The sequence below is a fragment of the Brevundimonas aurantiaca genome, from assembly GCF_904830995.1.
Classification (GTDB): Bacteria; Pseudomonadota; Alphaproteobacteria; order Caulobacterales; family Caulobacteraceae; genus Brevundimonas; species Brevundimonas aurantiaca.
Map to the genome: position 1 here is coordinate 185,780 of NZ_CAJGVD010000001.1, position 17,914 is coordinate 203,693.

Annotated in this window: 19 protein-coding genes; 9 read left to right on the plus strand and 10 right to left on the minus strand. The window is 67.3% G+C overall.

Annotated features, from left to right (window positions below; genetic code table 11):
* Positions 1-2 precede the first annotated feature (2 nt).
* From pstB to phoB, 3 genes are read left to right on the plus strand one after another with little or no spacing between them, the layout of a single operon-like run.
* Positions 3-965: a phosphate ABC transporter ATP-binding protein PstB gene (pstB, locus tag JMT67_RS00895; protein ID WP_054765401.1), complete on the plus strand. Its 963-nt coding sequence runs from the start codon at positions 3-5 to the stop codon at positions 963-965.
* The gene (gene phoU / locus JMT67_RS00900; RefSeq protein ID WP_054765402.1) at positions 965-1,690 is read left to right on the plus strand and encodes a phosphate signaling complex protein PhoU; all 726 of its coding nucleotides are present in this window, start codon (positions 965-967) and stop codon (positions 1,688-1,690) included. The genes pstB and phoU overlap by 1 nt, the downstream gene beginning before the upstream one ends.
* 20 nt (positions 1,691-1,710) lie before the next feature.
* Complete coding sequence (gene phoB / locus JMT67_RS00905) at positions 1,711-2,403, plus strand: phosphate regulon transcriptional regulator PhoB (RefSeq protein WP_152949895.1); 693 nt, start codon at positions 1,711-1,713, stop codon at positions 2,401-2,403.
* A 7-nt stretch (positions 2,404-2,410) separates the two neighbouring features.
* On the opposite strand, the gene JMT67_RS00910 is transcribed toward phoB, so the two are convergent.
* The 5 genes from JMT67_RS00910 to JMT67_RS00930 form a co-directional block, all read right to left on the minus strand.
* Entirely contained in the window at positions 2,411-3,574 is a 1,164-nt protein-coding gene (locus JMT67_RS00910) for a CsgG/HfaB family protein (protein WP_201462460.1), read from the minus strand.
* Between the two features lie 42 nt (positions 3,575-3,616).
* Complete coding sequence (hfaB, locus tag JMT67_RS00915) at positions 3,617-4,519, minus strand: holdfast anchoring protein HfaB (protein WP_054765405.1); 903 nt, start codon at positions 4,517-4,519, stop codon at positions 3,617-3,619.
* Between the two features lie 131 nt (positions 4,520-4,650).
* On the minus strand, positions 4,651-5,088 hold the full coding sequence (gene hfaA / locus JMT67_RS00920; protein WP_182713917.1) for a holdfast anchoring protein HfaA: 438 nt from the start codon (positions 5,086-5,088) through the stop codon (positions 4,651-4,653).
* Positions 5,089-5,147: 59 nt separating this feature from the next.
* A complete protein-coding gene (locus tag JMT67_RS00925; RefSeq protein WP_201462461.1) occupies positions 5,148-5,846 on the minus strand; it encodes a hypothetical protein in 699 nt (232 codons plus the stop codon).
* Between the two features lie 74 nt (positions 5,847-5,920).
* Positions 5,921-6,844 carry an Hsp33 family molecular chaperone gene (locus tag JMT67_RS00930; protein ID WP_054766903.1) on the minus strand — a complete coding sequence of 308 codons (924 nt, stop codon included), beginning with the start codon at positions 6,842-6,844 and terminating at the stop codon, positions 5,921-5,923.
* A 283-nt stretch (positions 6,845-7,127) separates the two neighbouring features.
* Here JMT67_RS00930 and JMT67_RS00935 point away from each other — a divergent pair, with 283 nt between their 5' ends.
* The 3 genes from JMT67_RS00935 to JMT67_RS00945 all read left to right on the plus strand — a co-directional run bounded on the left by JMT67_RS00935 (position 7,128) and on the right by JMT67_RS00945 (position 11,613).
* The gene (locus JMT67_RS00935) at positions 7,128-7,679 is read left to right on the plus strand and encodes a YtxH domain-containing protein (protein WP_201462462.1); all 552 of its coding nucleotides are present in this window, start codon (positions 7,128-7,130) and stop codon (positions 7,677-7,679) included.
* 121 nt (positions 7,680-7,800) lie between these two features.
* Positions 7,801-9,693, plus strand: a complete 1,893-nt coding sequence (gene serA, locus JMT67_RS16550) for a phosphoglycerate dehydrogenase (protein ID WP_201462463.1) — start codon at positions 7,801-7,803, stop codon at positions 9,691-9,693.
* 114 nt (positions 9,694-9,807) lie between these two features.
* The gene (locus tag JMT67_RS00945) at positions 9,808-11,613 is read left to right on the plus strand and encodes an autotransporter domain-containing protein (RefSeq protein ID WP_201462464.1); all 1,806 of its coding nucleotides are present in this window, start codon (positions 9,808-9,810) and stop codon (positions 11,611-11,613) included.
* A 22-nt stretch (positions 11,614-11,635) separates the two neighbouring features.
* On the opposite strand, the gene JMT67_RS00950 is transcribed toward JMT67_RS00945, so the two are convergent.
* Positions 11,636-12,199 carry a GGDEF domain-containing protein gene (locus JMT67_RS00950; RefSeq protein ID WP_054765410.1) on the minus strand — a complete coding sequence of 188 codons (564 nt, stop codon included), beginning with the start codon at positions 12,197-12,199 and terminating at the stop codon, positions 11,636-11,638.
* Between the two features lie 178 nt (positions 12,200-12,377).
* Between JMT67_RS00950 and purE the strand changes: the two genes are divergently transcribed.
* Both purE and JMT67_RS00960 read left to right on the plus strand, forming a co-directional pair.
* Positions 12,378-12,869 (plus strand): 5-(carboxyamino)imidazole ribonucleotide mutase, encoded by a 492-nt coding sequence (gene purE / locus JMT67_RS00955; protein WP_152949906.1) that lies wholly within the window; start codon positions 12,378-12,380, stop codon positions 12,867-12,869.
* Positions 12,870-13,952 carry a 5-(carboxyamino)imidazole ribonucleotide synthase gene (locus JMT67_RS00960; protein WP_054765412.1) on the plus strand — a complete coding sequence of 361 codons (1,083 nt, stop codon included), beginning with the start codon at positions 12,870-12,872 and terminating at the stop codon, positions 13,950-13,952. It abuts the gene before it with no gap.
* A 24-nt stretch (positions 13,953-13,976) separates the two neighbouring features.
* Here the strand turns inward: JMT67_RS00960 and JMT67_RS00965 are convergent, their stop codons facing one another.
* Positions 13,977-14,306 (minus strand): DUF7709 family protein, encoded by a 330-nt coding sequence (locus tag JMT67_RS00965; protein WP_182713922.1) that lies wholly within the window; start codon positions 14,304-14,306, stop codon positions 13,977-13,979.
* 96 nt (positions 14,307-14,402) lie between these two features.
* A complete protein-coding gene (locus tag JMT67_RS00970; RefSeq protein WP_201462465.1) occupies positions 14,403-15,050 on the minus strand; it encodes a COQ9 family protein in 648 nt (215 codons plus the stop codon).
* Between the two features lie 188 nt (positions 15,051-15,238).
* On the opposite strand from JMT67_RS00970, the gene rpsU reads away from it, so the two are divergent.
* A complete protein-coding gene (rpsU, locus tag JMT67_RS00975; RefSeq protein WP_087120183.1) occupies positions 15,239-15,481 on the plus strand; it encodes a 30S ribosomal protein S21 in 243 nt (80 codons plus the stop codon).
* 112 nt (positions 15,482-15,593) lie between these two features.
* On the opposite strand, the gene JMT67_RS00980 is transcribed toward rpsU, so the two are convergent.
* Both JMT67_RS00980 and JMT67_RS00985 read right to left on the minus strand, forming a co-directional pair.
* Positions 15,594-16,955: an ABC transporter permease gene (locus JMT67_RS00980; RefSeq protein WP_182713923.1), complete on the minus strand. Its 1,362-nt coding sequence runs from the start codon at positions 16,953-16,955 to the stop codon at positions 15,594-15,596.
* A complete protein-coding gene (locus tag JMT67_RS00985) occupies positions 16,952-17,902 on the minus strand; it encodes an ABC transporter ATP-binding protein (RefSeq protein ID WP_054765416.1) in 951 nt (316 codons plus the stop codon). Before JMT67_RS00985 ends, JMT67_RS00980 begins: the two co-directional genes overlap by 4 nt.
* Between the last annotated feature and the right edge of the window lie 12 nt (positions 17,903-17,914).

Here is a 17,914-nt window from a genome sequence, read left to right on the forward strand (position 1 = left end):
GCATGAAAACTCGCATCTTCCGTTCTGCTGAAGACCAGACCGGCGCCGGGACGGCCGATCCGACCGACGCCGTGCGCATGGGCGGTCAGGTTCTGCCTGCGGCCGTGAGCGAAGCGTCCGAAACGGCTGGCGACGCAGACCGGATCGAGGCCGCCGCCGAATCTTCGCGCCAGGCGGACCAGACGGTCGTGGCTACGCCGCCCACCGGCCCGATCAAGATCGCCGCGCGCGACGTTTCGGTCTTCTACGAGGGCAAACAGGCCCTCTTTGAGGTGTCGCTGGACATACCAGACAAGACGGTCACGGCCCTGATCGGTCCTTCTGGCTGCGGCAAGTCGACCTTCCTGCGGACCATGAACCGCATGAACGACACCATCTCCGGGGCCAAGGTCACGGGGCGGATCGCCATGGACGGCGAAGACATCAACGACCGCTCCATCGACCCGGTCCTGCTGCGCGCGCGGGTCGGCATGGTGTTCCAGCGTCCGAACCCCTTCCCCAAATCGATCTACGAAAACGTCGCCTACGGCCCCAAGATCCACGGCCTGGTCTCGGCGAAGTCCGAGATGGACGGCGTGGTCGAAAGCGCCCTGAAACGCGCGGGCCTTTGGGATGAAGTCGCCGATCGCCTTCAGTCCTCGGCCATGGGCCTGTCGGGCGGCCAGCAGCAGCGTCTGGTGATCGCCCGCGCCATCGCCGTGAACCCCGAAGTGATCCTGATGGACGAGCCCTGCTCGGCGCTTGATCCCATCGCCACCGCCCGGATCGAAGAGCTGATCGACGAACTGCGCGAGCGGTTCTGCATCGTCATCGTCACCCACTCCATGGCCCAGGCTGCCCGGGTGTCGCAACGCACGGCCTTCTTCCACATGGGGCGTTTGGTCGAGACCGGCGACACCGAAGACATCTTCCAGAATCCGCGCGAGCGGCGCACCCTGGACTACATCACGGGACGCTTCGGCTAATGAACCAGCACACGGTCAAGGCTTATGGCGACGAGCTGAATCAGATCACGGCCGAGATCGCCCGCATGGGCGGTCTCGCCGAGGCCCAGGTCGCAGACGCGATCGACTCTGTCGCCCGGCGCGACATCGCCCTGGCCCGCGCCGTGGTCGAGCGGGACCTCAAGCTCGACGCCCTGCACCGTGATATCGAAAAGAAAGCCATTCGCCTGATCGCCCTGCGCCAACCGGTCGCCAGCGACCTGCGCCGCACCCTGGGCGCCATGAAGATCGCCACCGACCTGGAACGCACCGGCGACCTAGCCAAGAACATCGCCAAGCGCGCCCTGATCCTGGCCGAGGGGGAGCCCATGCAACCCCTGACCCGGTCGATCGAGCGGATGGGGCGGCTGGTCTCGACCCGGCTGCGGGACGTGCTGGACGCCTATACGGCCTCGGAGCTGGATCGCGCCGTCGCCGTCTGGCAGACCGACGACGAGGTCGATGAGCATTACAACGCCCTGTTCCGCGAACTGCTCACCTATATGATGGGCGACCCGCGCACGATCGGGGCCTGCACCCATCTGCTCTTCATGGCCAAAAACCTGGAGCGGATCGGCGACCACGCGACCAATATCGCCGAGACTGTGCACTACGAAATCACCGGCGAAGACATCGTGGGCGAACGCCCGCGCGCCCAACCCACGGCCGAAGATTCCGATCCGACGCCGAACCTTTCGACGCACTGACCCGAGACCGGAGACCCGACGTGCAGCCCTATATCCTTGTGATGGAAGACGAGGACGCGCTGGCGACCCTGCTTCAGTACAACCTTGAAAAGGAAGGCTACGACGTCACCGTCGCCGCCGACGGCGAGGAGGGGATGCTCCAGATCGACGAGCGCCAGCCCGATCTCGTTCTGCTGGACTGGATGCTGCCCAAGCTGTCGGGCATCGAGGTCTGCCGTCGCATCCGGGGCAAGGCCGAGACGCGCAACCTGCCCATCATCATGCTGACGGCTCGCGGCGAGGAAAGCGATAGGGTGCGGGGGCTGGATACCGGCGCCGACGACTATCTGACCAAGCCCTTCTCGATGGTCGAGCTGATCGCCCGCATCCGCGCCGTCTTGCGCCGCATCCGTCCGGGTCTTGCCGACGACCGCCTGAACCACGGCGACATCATCATCGACCGCGTCTCCCATCGGGTGAAGCGGTCTGGGCAGGAAGTCCATCTGGGGCCGACCGAGTTCCGCCTGCTGGATCACTTCATGCAGCATCCGGGCCGGGTCTTCAGCCGCGAGCAGCTGCTGGACGCCGTGTGGGGGTCGGACGTCTATGTCGAGGCGCGCACAGTGGACGTCCACGTGGGCCGTCTGCGCAAGGCCCTGGCCATCGGCGACGACAGCGCCAATCCGATCCGCACGGTCCGCTCAGCCGGCTATTCGCTGGATCTGGAAGGCTGATCAGCCCTCAGCGCCGGACGCGCCAGGTGCCGGGCTCGATCACCGGCCCCGGATGGGCTTGAACCGATCGATTTGACGCCGTCTGGACGGGGAGGGGAATGGGCGTCGCCGCCTCAAGGCGTCGCTCGATTTCAGGCTCTACCGCACGGGCGATCCGGGGCGCCGCGTCTTCGGCCATGAGGAAGTGATGCGGACCCAGGGGAAGCAGAGGAGTGACCCCGTCTTCGCTCTCCAGTCCGTCGGGCAGGCAGGCGGACCGGTCCAATCCATAGAGGTGGCTGGCCAGGTCGAATACGCCGCGTTCCACCAGGGTGCGGATCCCCAGCTGCATCGGCTCCAACTGGCTGGCGCCCCCCGATATGTCGAAGACGTTGCCGTCCAGAAAGTCGAAGACGCCGGCCTTAATCTCTCGGCCGATCAACTGCTTCTGATAGGAGGCGACGGCCGCGACCTGTTGGCTGACGGAATCCACCAGGCGCAGGTCGATGGCGATATTCATCACAAAGGCGCTGTTGCGGAAACTGCCCTTGGCGCCCTGGCTGTCCACCTCGCCCCCGGCGGCGTCGACGCCCGAAGATCGGATGTTGTAGTTCAGCTCGGTGACGCCGCCGACGATATAGTAGCGCGAACCCGCGATCTGACCGGCCAGGACCGGTCGGGGGGCAAGAGCCGTCGCATCGGCCGGAACGACGGTCGAGACCACCTCGGGGTCCGGTTCCGACGGCGTCCGGGGCGCGATCGTCGCGGCAGGCGTCGTTTCGCCGATCAGGGCCCCGGACAGAGCCCCCGTCTGGGCGTAGGCCAGCTCGATGTCGGACACGGAGCGGTCATAGCGTTCGACCACCGGCAGTCCGGCCCTGCCCAAGGCGGTCATGGCGAAAAGCGCGGCGCCCTGGCTGACTTTTCGTCCAGTGTCCCAGTCGTTCTTGCCGGTCAGGTCCGAAATGGCCCCCACGGCCAAGGTCGGCCCGCGCAGGCTCTGGGCGCGCGCCGCCCGTGCAAGGCACTCCAGCGATTGAGTGTAGGGCGTCGGGTTCGGTGTCGCCGGCGCGCCCCCCAGGGTGCGGGCGTAAAGCCCGGTCGCCGGATCGTAATGGGCGCCGACACAGCCGGACATTCCAACGGCCGCGACGCACAGGGCGGCGGTCATTTGTATCGACAGGCGCTGCATGGCGCCTCGAATACCCCAAATCCGTGAAGATTCAGGAAAGCGTCAGGAGCCGGGCAGGGCGGCGTAGGTCGGCAGCGTCGGACCGGACGGATTGGCGGCCGGGTTCAGACAGTCGGCGGTCGCGTTCCCGCCCTGAAGATTGGCGATCAGCTGAAATACGCCCCGCTCGACGAGCGTGCGCACCGCCGCTTGCAAAGGCTCCATGGCGCCGCGTCCGCCGTTCAGATTGGCGCCGTAGTCTCCGACCGTCCCGACCACCCCCAGGCTGGCGTCGCGCCCAGTCACCTGTTTCTGGAAAGAGGCCATGTCGATCACCTGCTGTGTGCGGGTGTCCACCAGGCGCAAATCGACGGCGACGTTCATCACATAGCCGGTCGTGGACGCCGTGCCCCGCACCCCGGCTGCGGCCGCCTCTCCGACCGTGGCCTTCAGACCGGAGGAGGCGATATTGTAGTTCAGCTCGGTGACGCCGCCGACGATGTAGTACTGCGACCCGGCGATCTGGCCCGCATAGATGGGGCGGAAGTTCTGTGGATCGGAGCCCGCCCGTTCGGGGGTGTCCGACAACAGATGTTGGCGGGCGTAGTTCAGCTCGATCTCCGCGACGGAATTGTCCAGCCGTTCGACAACGGGAACGCCCGCCTTACCCAGGGCGGTGATGGCGAACAGGGCCGCGCCCTGGGGGATTTTGGCGCCAGTGTCGAAATCCACGCGCCCCGTCAGGTCGGAAATCCGGCCGACCGAGATGCGCGGGGCCGGGCGCCCCGCCGCACGTTCCGCCAGGCAGGTCAAGGCAGGTGTATAAGGAGTCGGATTGGAGGTGACAGGGGCGTCGCCGATCGGCGGGACATAGTTCTGGCGCGTCTCAGCCGACGCCAGGCCGGGCGTCAGTCCCAGACCAGCGGCGATAACGAGCGCGGCGGCGCGAAGGGCGATCGGCGACATGTGTCGTTCCTGAACAGTCTTAGGTCTCTCTACGGTTGAAACGCACCGTTCGGGCCAGCGGGAAATTCGCCCGGAAAACGAAAACGCCCGTCGGCGAACCGACGGGCGTCCAGCCTTCCCTGATCGAAGACCTATTGTCCGGTCGTGTTGCGTCCGGTCACTGTGGTGGTCGCATTGATCGGGGCGTTGTTGATCTGTGTCGAATCCAGCACCACCGTGTTCCAGGAACCGTTGACGTTGACGTTGATCTGATTGCCGATCGCCGTCGAACTGGCGGTCAGGGCCCCCGCCGTGAAGCTGTCTGCGCCGGAGCGGAAGAAGTCCGCCCCGGAGGTCTGGCCGTTGGCGTTGACGTTGATCTGGCTTCCGCCCTGACCGTCCTGGATCACCCCGTTCATGATGACGCGGTTGTTGTTCGCATCACGGGTGGACGGATTGAAGGCGGTGGACAGGGTGCGGCGGGCCCCACCGTATCCGGCCTCCATCTGGGCGACGCTGGACTGGGCCTGAACCGCGCTTGCAGCGGCGAGAAGGCTCAGAACGGAGAGCGCAAGCAGCCGGTGTCTCATTTAAGTCTCCTCGCCTGATCTGTGGCGGGACGCGCCCGCGGCCGCGTCCCGCCGTAGGATCAGAAGCCCTTGACGGTCAGGCTGTTGCCGATCGACGTGGCGGCGGCGTCGATCTTGCCGGAGACGGCGCCGACCGACAGGTTCGTCACGGCGTTCAGAGGCGCGGCGTGGGCGAACTGGTTGGAGGACAGGTTGGCCACGTCGGCGGTCACATTGGCGATGTTGCCGCCGGCGATGGCGCTGACGGTCAGATCGCCGCCGACCGAACCCAGCTCGGCGTTGACCACGGCCGACGGATCGCGGTTCAGGATTTGCTGGTTCAGATCGATGCGGCCCGCCTGGGCCACGTCCACCGACGTGTTGTTGGCGATGGCGCTGGAGTTCAGGGTGACGTCCGAGGCCGCGTCGCCGATCTTGGCGTTCAGCGTAGCGTAGGCCTCGCCTTGGAAGACTTGGTTCGAAGACAGGGATTCGACCGACCGGCCCTCGGCCTTGAAGTTGTTGCCGATGGAGGTGGCGGCGGCGGTCACGGTGTCGGCGGCGTGACCGATTGTGGTGTTGAGCGTGGCGTTCAAGATCGAGTTCGTGCCGTCGATGCGCTGGGTGTTGGCGATCGACTTGCTCCAGACTGCGTCATAGCAGGGGTCGGTGGGGCGGCAGGTGTTGCTGGTGGTGGTCGTGGTGGCGGTCTGGGCGAAGGCGACAGGCGCGACGCTCAGAGCGGCCAGTGCGGCGGCGGCGGCGATGGCGGTTTTCATGGCGATGTCTCGAATTCGGTCAGAGGGACGGTCCTCCGTCCCCCAGGTCGCAAACACCATGCCTGAATGCCCGATCAGATCTGGGCCGCCACCACCTCGTCCGGTTCCAAGGCGTAGACCGTGGCGCAATATTCGCAGGTGACGTGGATACGCCCGTCGTCCTCGATCATTTCGGCCCGTTCGGCCGGGTCGAAGGAGGCCAGGACCGAGGCGATGCGGTCCTTGGAACACCGACAGACGGCCGTCAGCGGTCGCGCACCCTCCAGCCGGACCCCGTCCTCGTGGAACAGGCGGAACAGCAGGGTTTCGGGCGTGATGGTGGGGTCGATCAGTTCGTCGTCGGCCAGGGTGCCGAACAGGGCGCGGGTGCGGTCCCAGACTTCCTCGGTCGAGCCGCGCGTCTCGTCGCCGGCGATGATCTGGATCATCGCCCCGCCGGCGCGCCACTGGACCCCGGCGCCGGTCTGGACCGAGCCGACGGCTAGGCGCACCTTGGTCGGCACCTGTTCTGACTGCTGGAAATAGTGTTCGGCGCACAGAGACAGGCTCTCGCCCTCGATCGGGGTGATGCCTTGCGTTCGTTCGAAATCAGGACCGCGGTCCAGGGTCATGATGAAAACGCCCTGACCCAGCAGGGTCCGGGCGCCCGGCCGCGCGAAGCCCTGAGAGGCCGCCGCCACCTCGTCCTCGTCATAGCGGCAATAGCCCCGCAGAGAGCCGTCCGTGCCATAGTCGGCGACGACATAGCGCACCGGCCCGTCGCCCTGGGCCTGGACCAGGAGCCGGCCTTCGAACTTCAGGCTGGAGCCGATCAGGGCCGCCAGGGCGCAGGCTTCGCCCAGCAGGGCGGCGACCGGCTCAGGATAGGCGTGGGCGGCCAGTATGGTGTCGATCGCCGCGCCCAGCCGAACCAGGCGACCGCGCACGGGCCAGCCCTCGATCTGGAAGGCGGCGGCCAGGTCGTCGGAAACAGCGGATTGGGGCGCGTGATCGGTCACGGCAAGGTCCTTGGAAGGCGTCATTTCGGGATCGGGGCTATTTAGGCGCCCGAGACCGGCTTGGTAAGAGGCGCCCCCAACATCCCGCCGGCCGCGCCTCAAGGGCTTGCGCCTGCGCCCAAGCCAGGCATCTTTCTATCTGATCCGGTCGGGTGGGGCGGAACCGTTTTTGGCGCGGTTCGCTCCTTCGCTGATGCGGAACCGCCGTTCCGCCTATCGGCCGAACGACGGCGGGCGCCGTGACCCGACCGCGAACGGTCTGGATGAAGAGGTTCACTATCCTATGGTCCGTAACTTCAACGCCTTGGACGAAGTTCGCAAACATCCGGGCGTCAGCGCCGGAACCCTGGCCGCCCTTCTGGTCGGCGCCGGTCTGGCCATCTATCTGTCGCAGCGCAGCGGCCCGACCCGCTATGAGCGGATCAAGATGCGGATGAATCCCCGCGGCTGGGTCGATACGGCCGATCTCCGCGACCGGTTGCATGACGCCGTGGACGCTTTCCGCCACCGGGCCGAAGACGCCGGGGAATGGGCCGGCGAGCGCGCCGGCGAATGGTCGCGCGAAGCGCGTCACCGGGCCGCCGACGGCGCCCGTTACGCCCGCGCCCGCGCCGACGGCTGGTTCCACGCAACTCGCCAGGGCTCCAAGAAGGCGCTGAAGAAACAGGGCAAGAAGGCGCGTCACTACGCCGATGAAGCCGGCGCCTACGCCCGGGATCATGCACGGGAGGGCGGGGCCTTGCTCGCCGTCGCGACCCTTGCGGCTGCGATCGGCGCCGTCGTTCTGGAAAGCCGCCGGCCGGACAGCCGCGTGCGCCGTATCGCCCGGTTCTGAGATTTCTTGCCGTCCGCAGCTCGGAATATCGCGGCGGGCGGCAAGGATTAAGCGCAACTGATCGCCTTCTTCAGCACGCCTCGGCTTTGCCGCAGGCGCGAAGGCGTCTAAGACGCGCTCCATGACTGCGCGCCCCACCCTGATCTTCGACTTTGATTCGACCCTGGTCGATTTCGAGACACTGGAAGCCTTGGCCGACCTCGCCTTGGCGGACTCGCCCCAGGCTGAGGCGACGCGGGCCGAGATCGCCGCCCTGACCGATCAGGCCATGGCGGGCGACCTCGCTTTTGGGGAGGCGCTGCGTCGGCGTCTGGCCCTGCTGCCCCTGACCCGCGACCATGTGCAGTCCCTGGCGGAGCGCGCGTCCGACCGGCTGACCGCCTCTGTGCGGCGCAATCTGAACTTCTTTCAGCAGCACAAGGGCAGGGTGGTCATTCTGTCCGGCGGCTTCCGCGAGGTGATCGCGCCGGTGGCCGAACTGCTGGGCGTTTCGCCCGACCGGGTGCTGTGCAACGACCTGATCTATGACGCGGACGGGCGGGTGACGGGCGTCGACGACGCCAATCCCCTGTCCCACGCCGACGGCAAGCCGGCGGTGATCCACGCGCTGAACCTGTCGGGTCGCGTCGTCATGGTCGGCGACGGCTGGAACGACGCCGAGGTCAAGCTGGCCGGGGCGGCGGACGCCTTCTACGCCTTTACCGAGGTCGCGCGTCGTCCGTCGGTGATCGAGCTCGCCGACGCCGAAGCCGCATCCCTGGACGAGGTGCTGCACGCCGAGGGCCTGTCCGGCCGCTGGTCCTTTCCGCGCAGCCGGATGAAGATGCTGCTGCTGGAGAACATCCACCCCGTCGCCGTCGAGCGGCTGGAGGAGGCCGGCTATTCCGTCGAGACCATGAAGGGCGCCTTGGACGAGGACGATCTGATCGCCGCCATCAAGGGCGTGCATGTGTTGGGCATCCGCTCGAAGACCACCGTCAGCCGCCGTGTGCTGGAGGAGGCCGATCGGTTGATGGCGGTGGCCGCCTTCTGCATCGGCACCAACCAGATCGACTTAGAGGCCGCCGCCGATCACGGGGTGGCGGTGTTCAACGCCCCCTATTCGAACACCCGCTCGGTCGTGGAACTGGCCATCGGACTGATGATCGTCCTGATGCGCGACGTGCCCGACAAGTCCGCCGCCATGCACGTCGGAAAATGGAACAAGTCGGCGACCGGGTCCAAGGAGCTGCGCGGCAAGACCCTGGGAATCGTCGGTTACGGCGCCATCGGCAGCCAGCTGTCGGTGCTGGCCGAAAACCTGGGCATGCGGGTGCTGTTCTACGACCTGTCGGAACGGCTCGCCCTGGGCAACGCCCGGCGTATGCGGTCGCTGGACGCCCTCTTGGCCGAGAGCGACGTCGTGACGCTGCACGTCGACGGGCGGCGCGAAAACGCCAACATCTTCGGCGCGACCCAGTTCGCCCGGATGAAGGAGGGGGCGCTGTTTCTGAACCTGTCGCGCGGCCATGTGGTGGACGTCGGCGCCCTGGCCCAGGCCATGGGGTCCGGCCGGATCGCCGGGGCTGCGGTCGATGTCTTCCCGGAAGAACCGCGCACCAATTCCGACCCATTCGAAAGCCCGCTTCAGGGGCTGAAGAACATGATCCTGACGCCGCACATCGGCGGATCGACCGAGGAGGCCCAGGAAGCCATCGCCGAGTTCGCGGCCGAGCGCCTGCTGGGCTATCTGAACCGGGGCGACACCACCTTCAGCGTCAATCTGCCGAATGTGCAACTGGCCGAGGTCTCCGGCGCGCACCGCATCCTGCACATCCACAAGAACCAGCCGGGGGTCTTGGCCGACCTTAACCGGGCGCTCGCGGCGGCGGGTCTGAACATCCTGGGTCAGCATCTGAAGACCGACGAACGCACCGGCTATGTCATCACCGATGTGGACAAGGACTACGATCCGGAGGCGCTGCGCACGCTGAAGACGGTGATCGGCACCCTGAAGTTCCGCACCCTGCATTAAGCGTCTGCGACATATTCTTTCCGAAGACTGACGTAACGGCATCTTGCGCTCTTCGCAGAGTGGCGCATCCTCCCGACCTAACGGCCGCGACACAGACGGCTGTGGGAGGAACATATGTCACGCTATCTCAACGGCGCCGCCGCCGCGGCCCTGGCGCTCGCCGCCTGCGCCTTCGCGGGGTCCGCCTCGGCCCAGACCTATAATCGCCTGGTCGTCTTCGGCGACAGTCTGAGCGACAACGGCAATCTGTATCTGGCCTCGGCCGGCACGCAGCCGCCGTCGCCGCCCTATTATCAAGGCCGGTTCTCCACCGGCCCGGTCTTTACGGAGTTGCTGGGCTTCAACGCCGTCAACTTCAACGGGTCGGTCAGTGGCAGCATCAACTACGCCTTCGGCGGCGCCCGTACCGATTCGTCGGCCGGCCCGCCGCCAGGCATGCTGACCCAGTTGGCCGCCTACACCAGCCGCGGCGGAACCTTCGGGGCCAATGACCTGGTCAGCGTCCTGGGCGGCGCCAATGACATCTTCCAGGGTCTGCCTGCCGCCGGCGCCTCCTCCAGCCCGGTCGCCGCCATCACCCCGGTCGCGACCGGCGCGGCGGCCAACGTCAACAGCTTGGTCAACAGCGTGGCCGGAGCAGGCGCGGGGACCATACTGGTCACCAACCTGCCCAAACTCAGCCTGACGCCCCAGTTCCGGGGCACGACAGCGGCGCCCTTGGCGGATTATGCGGTGACCACCTTCAACACCGCCCTGCAAACGGGCCTGACCGCAACGGCGGCCGCCCGTCCAGGCAGCAACATCATTATGATGGACCTGTTCAAGATCGGCGACACCTTGGCGGCCAATCCCGGCCAGTTCGGTGTGACCAACGTCACCCAGGCCTGTTTCAACGGGGTGACGGTCTGTTCGAATCCCGCCAGCTACTTCTACTTCGACGGGGTGCATCCGACCGCGACGGGGCACCAGATCATCGCCCGACTGGCGACCGACTACCTCTATTATGGCGATATCGGTTCCCAGGCGGCCTTGCAGGGCGAGACCGCCTTCCGGCATCGGGAGGACGCTTTGGATGCGGCCAGCGAGGCCCTGTCCGGCCGCGAGGCCTGGGAGGCGGGCGTGGCGATCACCGCCTCGGCCATGGTCGACAGCGTCGAGACGGATGCGCGCGGCTCGGTCACCGATTCGTCCAGCGACGGCTGGGGCGCTCGCATCGCCCTGGAGGCCGGTCCGTCGGAGCATTGGCGTTTCGGCATGGCCGGGACGGCCCGCACCAGCGACGTCGAAAGCCAAGCCCTGACCTTCAGCGTCGAAAGTTTCGGCCTGGACCTGTACGGCGGCTGGCGCTCGGGCGACCTGTTCGTCAATGCGGCGGTCGGGGTGGCGCGCGACAATATCGACGACATCAAGCGCTTCACCAGCCTGGCGCCTCTCGTTCACACAGCCGAGACGCGCGCGCTCAGCACCGGGGCGCGGCTGCAGGGCGGGATGTGGTTCGAGATGGGGGGCGTGGCCCTGTCGCCTCGCGCCGCCGTCACCTGGGCGACCAGCGACGTCGACAGCTATTGGGAGCAGGGCGTCGCCGCCCAGTACCAGTACGAAGACCGCGAGATGAAGGCGATCAGCGGCGAGGTCGCTTTGCGGGCCGAGGCGGAGATGGGCCGTTTCGCCCTGTTCGCCGAGGGCGGCTATCGCGACGCCCTGGACGACAGTTCGGATCCGGTCCGCGTCGGCCTGTACAATAATCCGGCCCAGGTGCTGGAGCGTGAGGTGGAGGAACCCTTCGGCGGCCAGTTCCTGGCCTCGGCGGGGGTCGAGGGCTCGGTCGGCCCTGTGAAGGTGTCGGTAGCCTATCGTGGTCGCTACGGCGAACACGCCGACAGCCATATGGGCGGCGTCCAGCTGCGCCTGCCCCTGTAGGACGGAAGGCGGGGAAGGGGCCTCAGCGCCCCTTCTTGCGCACCCACATGGCGGCGTCGGCCTCGGTCAGCCAGACCTCGGCGTCCGTATGGCCGTCCCAGGCGCGGACCCCGAAAGAGCCCCCCAGGGGGGTGCGTTCGCCGTTCCAGACGAAGCCTTCGGTCTCCAGAGCCTCGGCCAGCTGTCGCGCCTTGGCCCGCCCGTCTTCCTGGCCGGCGTTCAGCATCAAGAGGGCGAATTCGTCACCGCCCAGGCGGCCCACGGCGTCGGATTCCCGCAGATGGCCGATCATCATCCGCGCAACGGCCACCAGCGCCGCATCCCCGGCGGCGTGACCCAGGCGGTCGTTGACCCCCTTGAACCCATCCATATCCAGATAAAGCAGGACTGCCGGCACCTCATGCCGCTGGCAATAGGCCATGGCCCTTTGTAGGGCGGCGACGAAGCCTCGACGGTTCAGGGCCGGGGTCAGGACGTCGTGATCGGCCGCCGCCTCGGCCGCCGCCGCGCGCTGTTTCCAGGCGTCCAGCTCGGCGCGCAGGCGCGCGATCTCGGCGGTCAGGTCGTGTTCGGCCACGTCGGTCACGGCGCAGGCAGGCTCCGGCGGCGCGACTCAGACGGACGCGCGATAGGTCGATGTTAGAGGCTGGACGGCAGAGATTGAAGGCGGCGCGGCGCGGATTCCGGCGATGAACCGGCGCTGTTCGGTTGCGGCGGCGCCCCGTGTGCTGTAACGGGCGCCTTTCCGCGAGGGGCCTTGAACTATGGCGACTTCCGCAACGCCGGTGGCAATCATCATGGGCAGCCGTTCGGACTGGCCGACGATGAAGCTGGCCGCCGACAAGCTGGATCAGCTGGGCGTCGCCTGGACGGCCAAGGTCGTCAGCGCCCACCGCACCCCGCAGCGACTGGTCGAGTTCTCCACCGGCGCCAAGGCGGCGGGCTTCAAGGTCATTATCGCCGGAGCCGGGGGCGCCGCCCATCTGCCGGGCATGGCCGCCTCGATGACGGACCTGCCGGTGCTGGGCGTCCCGGTTCAGTCCAAGGCCCTGAAGGGCATGGATAGTCTGCTGTCGATCGTGCAGATGCCGGCCGGCGTCCCGGTCGCCACATTGGCCATCGGCGAGGCGGGCGCCGCCAACGCCGGCATCCTCGCTGCCCAGATCCTGGCCCTGTCGGATGAAGCCCTGGCCCAGCGCCTCGCCGCCTTCCGGGCCGCCCTGACCGATTCCGTCGCCGAAACCGTCGAGGACTGAGTGCCCCAGCTTCCGCTTCCCCCAGGCTCCACCCTCGGCATCCTCGGCGGAGGACAGCTGGGTCGGATGCTGAGCCAGGCCGCCTCGCGCCTGGGCTTCGACGTCGTGATCCTGGATCCGGAACCGAACAGCCCTGCGGGCCGCGTGTCCCATAGCCAGATCGTCGCCGCCTATGACGATCCCGAGGCCCTGACGGCGCTCGGCCGCGCCGCCGACGTCGTGACCTTCGAGTTCGAGAATGTGCCGGCCGCCTCCATCGAGCGGCTGGCCGAGGCCGGCGCCCTGGTCGCGCCGGGGCCGACGGCGCTTCGCGTGTCGCAGGACCGGGTGGACGAAAAGACCTTCCTGAACGCCGTCGGCGCCCCGACGGTGGATTTCGCCGTGGTCGATACGCTGGACGACCTGGTCGTCGGCCTGACGGAGCTGGGCCTGCCCGCCCTGCTGAAGACCCGGCGCGAAGGCTATGACGGCAAGGGCCAGGTCTGGATCCACGCCATCGAGGACGCGCCCGCCGCCCTGGAAAGCCTGGGCGGCCGTCCGGCGATCCTGGAGGCCAGGGCGACCTTCGTGCGCGAACTGTCGGTCATCGCCGCCCGCGACTGGGACGGTCATATGGCGGTCTATCCGCTGGGCGAGAACCGGCACGAGGGCGGGGTGCTGCGCACGACCCTGGCCCCCGCGGCCGTCGACGAAAAGACCCAGGTGCGCGCCCGCGCCATCGCCGAGGCGATCCTGGACGGTCTGGACTATGTGGGCGTGATCGGGGTCGAGCTGTTCGACCTCGGAGACGACGTTCTGCTGGTCAATGAGATCGCCCCGCGCGTCCACAATACCGGCCACTGGACTCAGGACGGCTGCGTCTGTGACCAGTTCGAACAGCATATCCGCGCGGTGGCCGGCTGGCCCCTCGGCCCCACGGCGGCCCATGCCCGGATCGAGATGAAGAATCTGCTGGGCGACGAGGTCGATCAATGGCGCGCCCTGTCCGCCAAGGCCGACGAACGGCTGCACCTCTACGGCAAGGCCGAGGCTCGACCGGGCCGCAAGATGGCCCATGTGAACCGGGTGTTGGGGACGGTCTGAGGCCGTCTGTGGCGATCGCTTCGGTCAGCGACCCGATTCGTCGACGATGTGAGCCAGCGCCAGTCGCCCGACGAAGGCTCGTCCCGGATTGTCGCCGGCGCACCATTCGTGCGGGCTGAACAGGTCGAACAGGCCGATCTTGGCCAGTGTGGGCACGGCCAGTTCCAACTGGCGCTCCACATCGCCCCGTGCGCCCTGATTATAATGTTCGATGTTGAGCAACATGGTGGCGACCGTGCCGGTCTGGACCGTGCTGCCGTCCTTCAACTTCACAGCGGGCAGGCGTTCCCCATCCGCCACAAGCTTCTGGTTGATCGCGTTCAAGGCGGTCGTGTGAAGAATCTCGTCGGCCATGCGCATCGCTCCTGGGACTGAAGCTTAGCTGGCGCTCACCCGTCTCGAATGCAACGCTGCGCAGCGACAAAGGAGCGAAAGCGGCGAGACGAGCGCCTAACCTCGCGCCCCATAACGGATGCGACTCAGCACATCCGTCACCTTGCGGAACGGCGCCTCGAAATCCTTGCCAGCCTTCCACTTTTCGAAGGCCATGACGTTTTCGATGCGGCGAGCGACAAAGGCTTCCGCCGCCTCGCTGCCGTCGAACCAGCGCATCGTCAGGGCGGGAATCAGTATGCCCGACAGGATGGTCCGCTTCGAATAGTGGTTCCAGTCGGTCGATTCATCCCCAGCCCAGCGCCACAGATGGTCGGCCGTCTCCCACGCCAGCTTCAGCCCCAGATCGGTGTTGGTCGGCAGGGCCAGGAAGGCGGCGCAGCGGCGCGTCGCCTCCAGGTCGGCCGCGCCGGCCTCCATCCGTTCGGACACGGCGCGGGCGATTCGCTCGCGAATCTTCAGCGACTTGGGATCGACGGCGTCCAGGGCCTCCAAGGCGCGCGCGTCGTGGCGGCGCGACAGCAGGGCCGCCAGATCCCGCGCGCCGTTGGGCAGCAGCAGTTCCTCATCCCCCAGCGACAGGCCGCAGGCTTCGCACGCCTCCCGGACCAATCGGGCGTTCCAGCCCAGGGCGGGGGCGCGGGCGACGGCGGCGTCCAGCACGGTCTGTTCGGTCTGATCGGCCCAATCGTCGGTCTGTGTCATTGGCGGATCATACGCCCGTCTTTTCGGGGTTTCGAGCCTGGAAGAATGGTTGCGACGAACTGGACAGACGCGGCGGGCTCGTGTATCAGCCCGCCTTCATCCGAGAGCCTCGCTCCCGGGAGAGGATTTTATTTGTCTGCCCGTCTCCCTTCGAAAGGACGCGGCGGGCGGCCAAAGGAGAGATACCCCTGGTTCAGATTTTCGTCCGCGACAACAACGTCGATCAAGCGCTGAAAGCCCTCAAGAAGAAGATGCAGCGCGAAGGCAGCTTCCGTGAAATGAAGCGCCACGTGCACTACGAAAAGCCTTCGGAAAAGCGCGCCCGCCAAAAGGCCGAGGCCGTCCGTCGCGCCCGCAAGCTGGCCCGCAAGCGCGCCCAACGCGAAGGCCTGCTGCCTGCGCCCAAGCCGCGCGTCCCCGGCGGCCGCTAAGGCTCAGCCCGAAAGGGCTCAGGCGTAGGCCGAAAGATCAAAGGCCGCTTCCCTCGGGAAGCGGCCTTTTTCTTGTCGCCTCCGTGGTGCGAGGCGGAGAGGAGGCGGCGCCTCATCCCCGTCCCGTCACCGCCCGTCCGAACGTCTTCCAGCTCAGCTTCACGTCTGACAGGGCGCCGGCGCGGAAGGCGCGGCCAGCGATCCAGACCATCAGGGCGGCGGTGGCGAACATGCCGATCAAGGTCAGAACGACCTCGATCAGGGGCGGATCGCTGGGCGCCCGCGCGCTCATCAGGAAGGGGGTGAAGAAGGGTATCCACGACAGGACCTTCACCACCGGCGCATCAGGGCTGGTCAGGGCCATCTGCATGACCAGGATCGGCACGACCAGGATCATCATGATCGGCCCCATCAGGGTCTGGGCGTCGCGCGGCGTCTCGCAGAAGGCGCCGATGGCCGCGAACAGCACGGCGTACATCAGATAGCCGCCGACCATATAGGCGATGAAATAGAAGACCAGGCCGCCGTCCAACAGCACCTGGCCGATCGTCGCCGCCGTATCGGGCGAGGCCGACGTCAGCACCGAGGTTCCGATTCCCGCCCAGACCGCCAGCACCGTCAAGGTCAGCATCGCCACCCCCAGAACCTTGCCCGTCAGGATTTCCGAGGCGGAGGCCGAGGACAGCAGCACCTCCAGAATCTTGTTCGACTTCTCCTCCATCACGCTGTTCAGCAGGATGGAGGCGCCGGTGATCACCAGCGACCAGAGCAGGAAGCCGGCGCCCAGGCCGATGAAGGCCGGAATTCGATCACGCATCGACACCTCGCCCCCGCTGGCGGCGTTGGGCGAAAAGGCCTTCACCTCGGGCTTGAAGGATTCGATCTGCTCGACCAGGGACGGGGCGACGCCTGCAGCGGTCAGGGCCTGGTCGCGATAGCCGGTCCGCAGGGCGTTGCGGACGAAGTCGGCGACGTCATTGTCCATGGCCCGCGCGGTCCAGACCTGGGCCTGGGGCTTGCCGTCGACGCGGCTCAAGAAGACCACGGCGTCCACGCGCCGGTCCTTGGACGCATCCTTGTCCAGCACCTCGCGCAAGGCCGCCTCACGTGCGGCGCCGGGCGCCGCGACGGTGAGGGCGGGCGGGGCGTCGATCAGCCGCATCTTCGGACCGCTGATGGAGGCGGCGGCGCGGCCGGCCGCGGCCTGGCCCTTCTGGGCTGCTTCCTGCACCCGCTCCGCCAGACGGTCCTTCTCTTCCTGAAGGGCGGCGCGCACCTCGGCGGCCAGGCCGGTCGCCGCCGGACCGTCCTCGATCACCGTCACTACCTTGATCGGTTCCGCCGAGCGGATCAGCAGGGGGATGCCCCCGCCCAGGACGGCGAACATCGGAAAGGCCAGAAGCGACAGCCAAAAGCCCACGGTCTTGGCGTAGGCGACATATTCGCGGCGGGCGATCAGCAGGGTGCGTTTCATTGGACCGCCTCCGCGCGGACGGCGGGTTGATCGGGATTGTCGCCGGTCAGGCCGATGAAGGCGTCATGCAGGGTCGGTTCCTTCAGGGCGAAGCCCCGGACGTCCAGCCCGCTCAGGAAGGCGGCCTTCAGCGTGTCTTGGCCCCCCGCGCCGGCCGCCAGCACGATCTTCAGTCGGCGCACCCCGTCCTGATCGGACAGGGTCTCGACCCCCGCCACGCCGGGCAGGGCGCCGGCCGCCTCGGGCGAGATGGCGCCTTCCAGGTCCAGGACGCGGGGGGAGGTGGCCTTGGCCTCCTCGACCGTGCCTTCGAACGCCTTACGCCCCTTGGCCAGCAGCACCACCTTGTCGCACAGCCGTTCGGCATGCTGCATCACATGGGTCGAGAACAGGACCGTCGCCCCGTCCGCCGCCAGGCCGCGGATCATCTCCTCCAGCCCCTGCTGGTTCATCGGATCGAGGCCTGAGAAGGGCTCGTCCAGGATGACGAACTCGGGCCGGTGCACCACGGCGGCGATCAACTGAACCTTCTGAGCCATCCCCTTGGACAACTCCTTCATCTTCTTCTTCTGCGCCGCGCCCAGGCCCTGCTGCTCCAGCAACTGCCTCGCGCGCTTCTTGCCTTCGTGGGAGGGGAGGCCCTTCAGGGCGCCGAAGAAGGCGATGGCCTCCACCGGGGTCATCTTCTTGTAGAGACCGCGCTCCTCAGGCAGGAAGCCGATCCGGTCGCGGACCAGCCGCCCGTCCGGCGCGCCCAGGATGTCGATCCGGCCCGAGGTCGCCGGTTGCAGCCCCAGGATCATCCGCAGGGTTGAGGTCTTGCCCGCCCCGTTCGGCCCCAGAAAGCCGCAGATCGAGCCCTTGGGCACTTCGAAGCTCAGGTCGCGCACGGCGTCGAAACCGCCGTACCGCTTGCTCACGCTTTCCAGCGTCAACGCAGCCGTCATTCCGTCTCCCCT

What these genes read in the sequence shown, in the direction of transcription:
- JMT67_RS00980 (WP_182713923.1), bottom strand. Translation starts at nt 16,955, where the DNA reads ATGAAACGCACCCTGCTGATCGCCCGCCGCGAATATGTCGCCTACGCC.
- JMT67_RS00945 (WP_201462464.1), top strand. Translation starts at nt 9,808, where the DNA reads ATGTCACGCTATCTCAACGGCGCCGCCGCCGCGGCCCTGGCGCTCGCC.
- JMT67_RS00985 (WP_054765416.1), bottom strand. Translation starts at nt 17,902, where the DNA reads ATGACGGCTGCGTTGACGCTGGAAAGCGTGAGCAAGCGGTACGGCGGT.
- JMT67_RS00910 (WP_201462460.1), bottom strand. Translation starts at nt 3,574, where the DNA reads ATGCAGCGCCTGTCGATACAAATGACCGCCGCCCTGTGCGTCGCGGCC.
- JMT67_RS00965 (WP_182713922.1), bottom strand. Translation starts at nt 14,306, where the DNA reads ATGGCCGACGAGATTCTTCACACGACCGCCTTGAACGCGATCAACCAG.
- JMT67_RS00925 (WP_201462461.1), bottom strand. Translation starts at nt 5,846, where the DNA reads ATGAAAACCGCCATCGCCGCCGCCGCCGCACTGGCCGCTCTGAGCGTC.
- phoU (WP_054765402.1), top strand. Translation starts at nt 965, where the DNA reads ATGAACCAGCACACGGTCAAGGCTTATGGCGACGAGCTGAATCAGATC.
- pstB (WP_054765401.1), top strand. Translation starts at nt 3, where the DNA reads ATGAAAACTCGCATCTTCCGTTCTGCTGAAGACCAGACCGGCGCCGGG.
- hfaA (WP_182713917.1), bottom strand. Translation starts at nt 5,088, where the DNA reads ATGAGACACCGGCTGCTTGCGCTCTCCGTTCTGAGCCTTCTCGCCGCT.
- serA (WP_201462463.1), top strand. Translation starts at nt 7,801, where the DNA reads ATGACTGCGCGCCCCACCCTGATCTTCGACTTTGATTCGACCCTGGTC.
- purE (WP_152949906.1), top strand. Translation starts at nt 12,378, where the DNA reads ATGGCGACTTCCGCAACGCCGGTGGCAATCATCATGGGCAGCCGTTCG.
- hfaB (WP_054765405.1), bottom strand. Translation starts at nt 4,519, where the DNA reads ATGTCGCCGATCGCCCTTCGCGCCGCCGCGCTCGTTATCGCCGCTGGT.
- JMT67_RS00970 (WP_201462465.1), bottom strand. Translation starts at nt 15,050, where the DNA reads ATGACACAGACCGACGATTGGGCCGATCAGACCGAACAGACCGTGCTG.
- JMT67_RS00935 (WP_201462462.1), top strand. Translation starts at nt 7,128, where the DNA reads ATGGTCCGTAACTTCAACGCCTTGGACGAAGTTCGCAAACATCCGGGC.